Genomic DNA, 4,102 nt, shown 5'->3' on the forward strand with positions numbered 1-4,102 from the left:
GCCCCCTGTTGGAGCGGGGTTGGCCTTCTTGCTTTCGCTTTCCGGCCTTTCCGACTCTATCAGATCCAGTCCGTTCCGTTTCCGGTCCGAATTTGCATCCGATTCCCCGTCGGAGGGGATTGCCTTTCGGCTGTTTCCGACTTTATCAGAAGGGATTCGGTCGAATTAATCGACCGGCGCTTCCGGTAACTGGTCGGCATGCCTCGCCGAATAGAGATTCAGGCCGAGGCGCTGGAGAGACTAACCCTTGCGCGGGGACCTGTCCAGATCCCCTGCAACCGTTCGAATCTACCTCCCCATGTCGCCCGTGTCAACGGGTTTCCTGGGGAGAAGAGGAGATTAGCAGGTCAGCGGGGCTGGATGCACATCAGGCTGCGGTGGGCACAGGGGCCTCGCGGTCGTCCGGGCTCACGTCGCCCCTCTCACCTGCACGGACGGCGCGGCCGCCCAGTACGTAGACGTACAGGAGGAAGCCCAGTTCGGCCGCGACGCCGATGCCGATCCGGGCCCAGGTGGGCAGTCCGGAGGGGGTGACGAAGCCTTCGATAGCGCCGCAGATGAAGAGGACCGCGGCGAGGCCGATGGCTACACCCAGGGCTGCTCGGCCCTCTTCCGCCAGGGCCGTGCGGCGGGTGCGCGGGCCCGGGTCGACGAGGGTCCAGCCCAGGCGCAGGCCGATGCCCGCAGCGACGAAGACGGCGGTCAGCTCGAGCAGGCCGTGGGGAAGGATCAGGCCGAGGAAGGTGTCCAGGCGGCCTGCGGAGGACATGAGGCCGATGCCGGCGCCCAGGTTGAGCATGTTCTGGAAGAGGACCCATAGGACGGGGACGCCGGCGAACGCGCCCAGGACGAGGCAGAGCGCGACGGCTTGGGCATTGTTCGTCCACACCTGGGCGGCGAAGGACGCGGCGGGGTGGCTGGAGTAGTAGGACTCGTACTCGCCACCGGGGCGCGTCATCTCGCGGAGTTCCTGCGGGGCTCCGATGGCTGCCTGGACCTCGGGGTGCGTGGCGATCCACCAGCCCATGACGGCGGCGACCGCGAGGGACAGGATCGCGGTGGGTATCCACCAGTGGCGCAGGCGGTAGACGGCGGCGGGGAAAACGGTGGTGAAGAAGCGCGCTGTGTCGCGCCAGGAAGCCTTGCGGGCGCCGGTCACCGCACTGCGGGCACGGGCCACGAGTGACGTGAGTCGGCCGGTCAGGGCGGGGTCGGGGGCGCTGGAGAGGAGGAGGGAGAGGTGGGTCGTGACGCGCTGGTAGAGGTGCACCAGTTCGTCGGCCTCGGCGCCCGTGAGCCGACGCCTGCGGCGCAGCAGGGCTTCGAGCCGGTCCCATTCGGCGCGATGGGCCGTAACGAAGACATCGAGGTCCATACGGTGTCGCTCCTCGCAAGCGCCGTCAGTGGGTGAGGGTCAGCTTGGCAGACTGGCCGGGTCCGGCACGGGGTGGGCGGGCTTCGGGGAACGAGAGAGGGAGTGGGCGCGGGTGAGCGAACTCGTCACGGGTGAAGCGGTGGTGCTGGGACTGCGACCGGCCAGGCTTCCGAGTCGGGGGCTGGCGGTGGTGGTGGATCTGGCCGTCGCCTGGGGGCTGTACATCGGGGTGTCGATGCTGCTGGTGAGCGCGACGTCGTCGATGGACACGGCTGCGGTGGCGGCGGTGTCCGTGGCGACCTTTGTGTTGATCCAGGTTGGGATACCGATCGTGATCGAGACGCTGAGCCACGGTCGTTCGTTGGGGAAGCTGATGTGCGGGCTGCGGGTCGTACGGGAGGACGGCGGGCCGATCCGGTTCCGGCACGCGCTGGTGCGTGGGGCGATGGGGGCCATCGAAATCGTGCTGACGATGGGGGTGGTGGCGTCGGTCGCCTCGTTGGTGTCCGCCCGGGGCCGGCGTATCGGGGATGTGTTCGCCGGAACGCTGGTCGTGCGGGAGCGGATTCCGGTGGCGGAGGCCGGGGCGACGTCGCCGCCTCCGCCGCCCTGGTTGATGGCCGAGGTCGGGGCTCTGGATCTGTCGCGGGTGCCGGACGGGTGGTGGCTGGCGGTGCGGCAGTACCTGATGCGGATGGGGCAGCTCGATCCGCAGGCGGGCGGGGCGATGGCGGGCCGGCTCGCGGAGGACCTTCGGGGGTTCACGGGGGTGGCGTGGTCGCAGGGCGTGCACCCGGCGGCGTATCTGGCCGCGGTGGTGGCTGAGCGCCAGGCGCGGGAGTCGCAGCGGGCGTTCGGGGCGCCGGGGGTCAGCCAGGGGCGCGGTGGGGCTGTCGGCAGCGATGCGCCGGGGGCCGGGCTCGGGGTTGTCGCGCCGCCCAAGGAGGGGATGCCGGCCGTGCAGTCTGTGGAGGGTGCGGGGGTTGGGTGGCCGGCGGGCTCTGTGGGAGAGGAGACCGTGGCTTACCAGGGTTCGGTGGCCGGGATGCCGTCCGCAGGTGCTTCGGCGGGCGGCGGGGCGGGGGCGCCTGGCGGTGGGTGGTCGGCACCTGGGGGTGGGCCGGAGACGAAGGGCGGATCGGTGCCTGCGGGGTCACCTGTGCCGGATGTGGTGCCTGGGATCCGTATGACGGAGCGTGCGAACAAGGCTCAGGGCGAGAGTCGGGGCGATAGTGGTGAGACGCGGCGTACGGGGTTCGCTCCGCCGGTGTAGGTACGGGTGGCGTGGTGGGAGCGGGTCGTGAGGCGGGGCTGTGAGTGCATCGGGCCCGACGTACCTCGGACGGAACGCCGCGCATGGCTCAGGTGCCGCCAAGCGCGGCCCGGGCGGAGCCGGCGGAGGGTGCCGCCGATGCGTTCGGCCCGGTTTGGCGTGACGACCGGGCGGGATCCGGGGGGGCAGCAGCACGCCGCCCGTCGGATGTAGTCGTGGGCGGCGCATGCCTCCCCGGGGAAGCGGCCCCAGGGGACGGCAGTGCACTGCCGTTGGGGAAGGGACCTGGTCGGAGGCGGCATGTCGGCGGCACCCGGCGGCGGTGGGGTCGGTCTGGGGTGGCAGGTCGGCTGCGCGTGATGCGCCGCCGGATGGCGTTTCGTCGCGGGCGCGAGGCCCGGGTCCCGCTTCCGATGGCCATGTGAGGGCGCAGCGCCCCGTACCCACGGCCAGACCCGTCCCCCCGGCCAGATGGGGCTCGCGCGGAAGCGACAAGGTCGTTCTGCGGGTTCGGCTGGTCCGCGGGCCCTGACCGAGAGTCAGGTGGCGGGCAGACCGCTCGGGGTGAGTACCCGCGGCGCGCGGACGACAGCCGGGTGGTGCTGGGGGGTTCGGTGGGGCCGGCGGGGCGTGGTGGTCAGGGGAATGTTGACGGTGGGGTTTCCAGGGATTCGAGTTCGATGCCGGGGGCGGCGAGGACCACGTCGCCGGCGATGTGGACAACGTGCTGTTCGCCGGTTTCCAGGTCGTTGACCTGGTATTCGTCCGCGATCAGGGGGGCGTTGTCAGTGGCGTGTGGTGTGCTCTTCAGCAAGGCCCAGGACTGGTCGAGGGTGCGGGGGGCGAGCACGGGGGGTGTGAAGGCCACGAGACGGGTGCGGACGGCTCCGGCGCCCGGGGCGGGGCGCAGCAGGCGGGCGGTGGCGATGAGGAAGGCGGGGGATGCGCCGGTGAAGGCGTGGGCGGCGACGTTGCCTTCGGTGGCGTGTTCGCCGGAGGGGTCGGTGCGCACCCAGGTCACGCCCTCAAGAGCGGCGCCGCGTACCTGCCAGGCGGAGGCGTGGAGTTCGAGGCGGATGGGGCGGCCGAGGTCGTCGAGGGTGAGGTCGACGGAGCCGGCGTGATCGCCGGAGGGGGTGACGATCTGCGAGACATAGCGCCAGCCGGAGGGGCCGGTGGCGCAGTGGAAGTGTTCTTCACCGAGGGGGGTGTGATCGTGCGGGTCGTGCAGGGAGTAGTGGCCGCGGGGCATGGGGGTCCTTCGGACGGGGGTCCTTCGGGCGGGCCGGTGCGGGGTTTCATGGGCCAGGCCCCCGCCGCGAGCGGCGAGGGCCTGGGTGCACCGGCTGCTGGTGGTGATCAGTAGCGGTAGTGGTCGGACTTGTACGGGCCCTCGACCTGGACGCCGATGTAGGCGGCCTGCTCCGGGCGCAGCTCGGTGAGCTTGACGCCGA

Annotated in this window: 4 protein-coding genes; 1 reads left to right on the plus strand and 3 read right to left on the minus strand. The window is 71.3% G+C overall.

Annotated features, from left to right (window positions below):
• Positions 1-367 precede the first annotated feature (367 nt).
• Positions 368-1,375 (minus strand): stage II sporulation protein M, encoded by a 1,008-nt coding sequence (locus ACH4FH_RS38835; protein ID WP_398560695.1) that lies wholly within the window; start codon positions 1,373-1,375, stop codon positions 368-370.
• Positions 1,376-1,487: 112 nt separating this feature from the next.
• Between ACH4FH_RS38835 and ACH4FH_RS38840 the strand changes: the two genes are divergently transcribed.
• On the plus strand, positions 1,488-2,648 hold the full coding sequence (locus tag ACH4FH_RS38840; protein WP_398560696.1) for an RDD family protein: 1,161 nt from the start codon (positions 1,488-1,490) through the stop codon (positions 2,646-2,648).
• Positions 2,649-3,285: 637 nt separating this feature from the next.
• Here ACH4FH_RS38840 and ACH4FH_RS38845 read toward each other — a convergent pair.
• Positions 3,286-3,900 carry a hypothetical protein gene (locus tag ACH4FH_RS38845; RefSeq protein WP_398560697.1) on the minus strand — a complete coding sequence of 205 codons (615 nt, stop codon included), beginning with the start codon at positions 3,898-3,900 and terminating at the stop codon, positions 3,286-3,288.
• Between the two features lie 107 nt (positions 3,901-4,007).
• Positions 4,008-4,102, minus strand: a 95-nt coding sequence (locus tag ACH4FH_RS38850; protein WP_398560698.1) for an adenosylhomocysteinase, incomplete at its 5' end; no start/stop codon positions are given.

This window comes from Streptomyces sp. NPDC017993 (assembly GCF_044328065.1).
Taxonomy (GTDB): Bacteria; Actinomycetota; Actinomycetes; order Streptomycetales; family Streptomycetaceae; genus Streptomyces.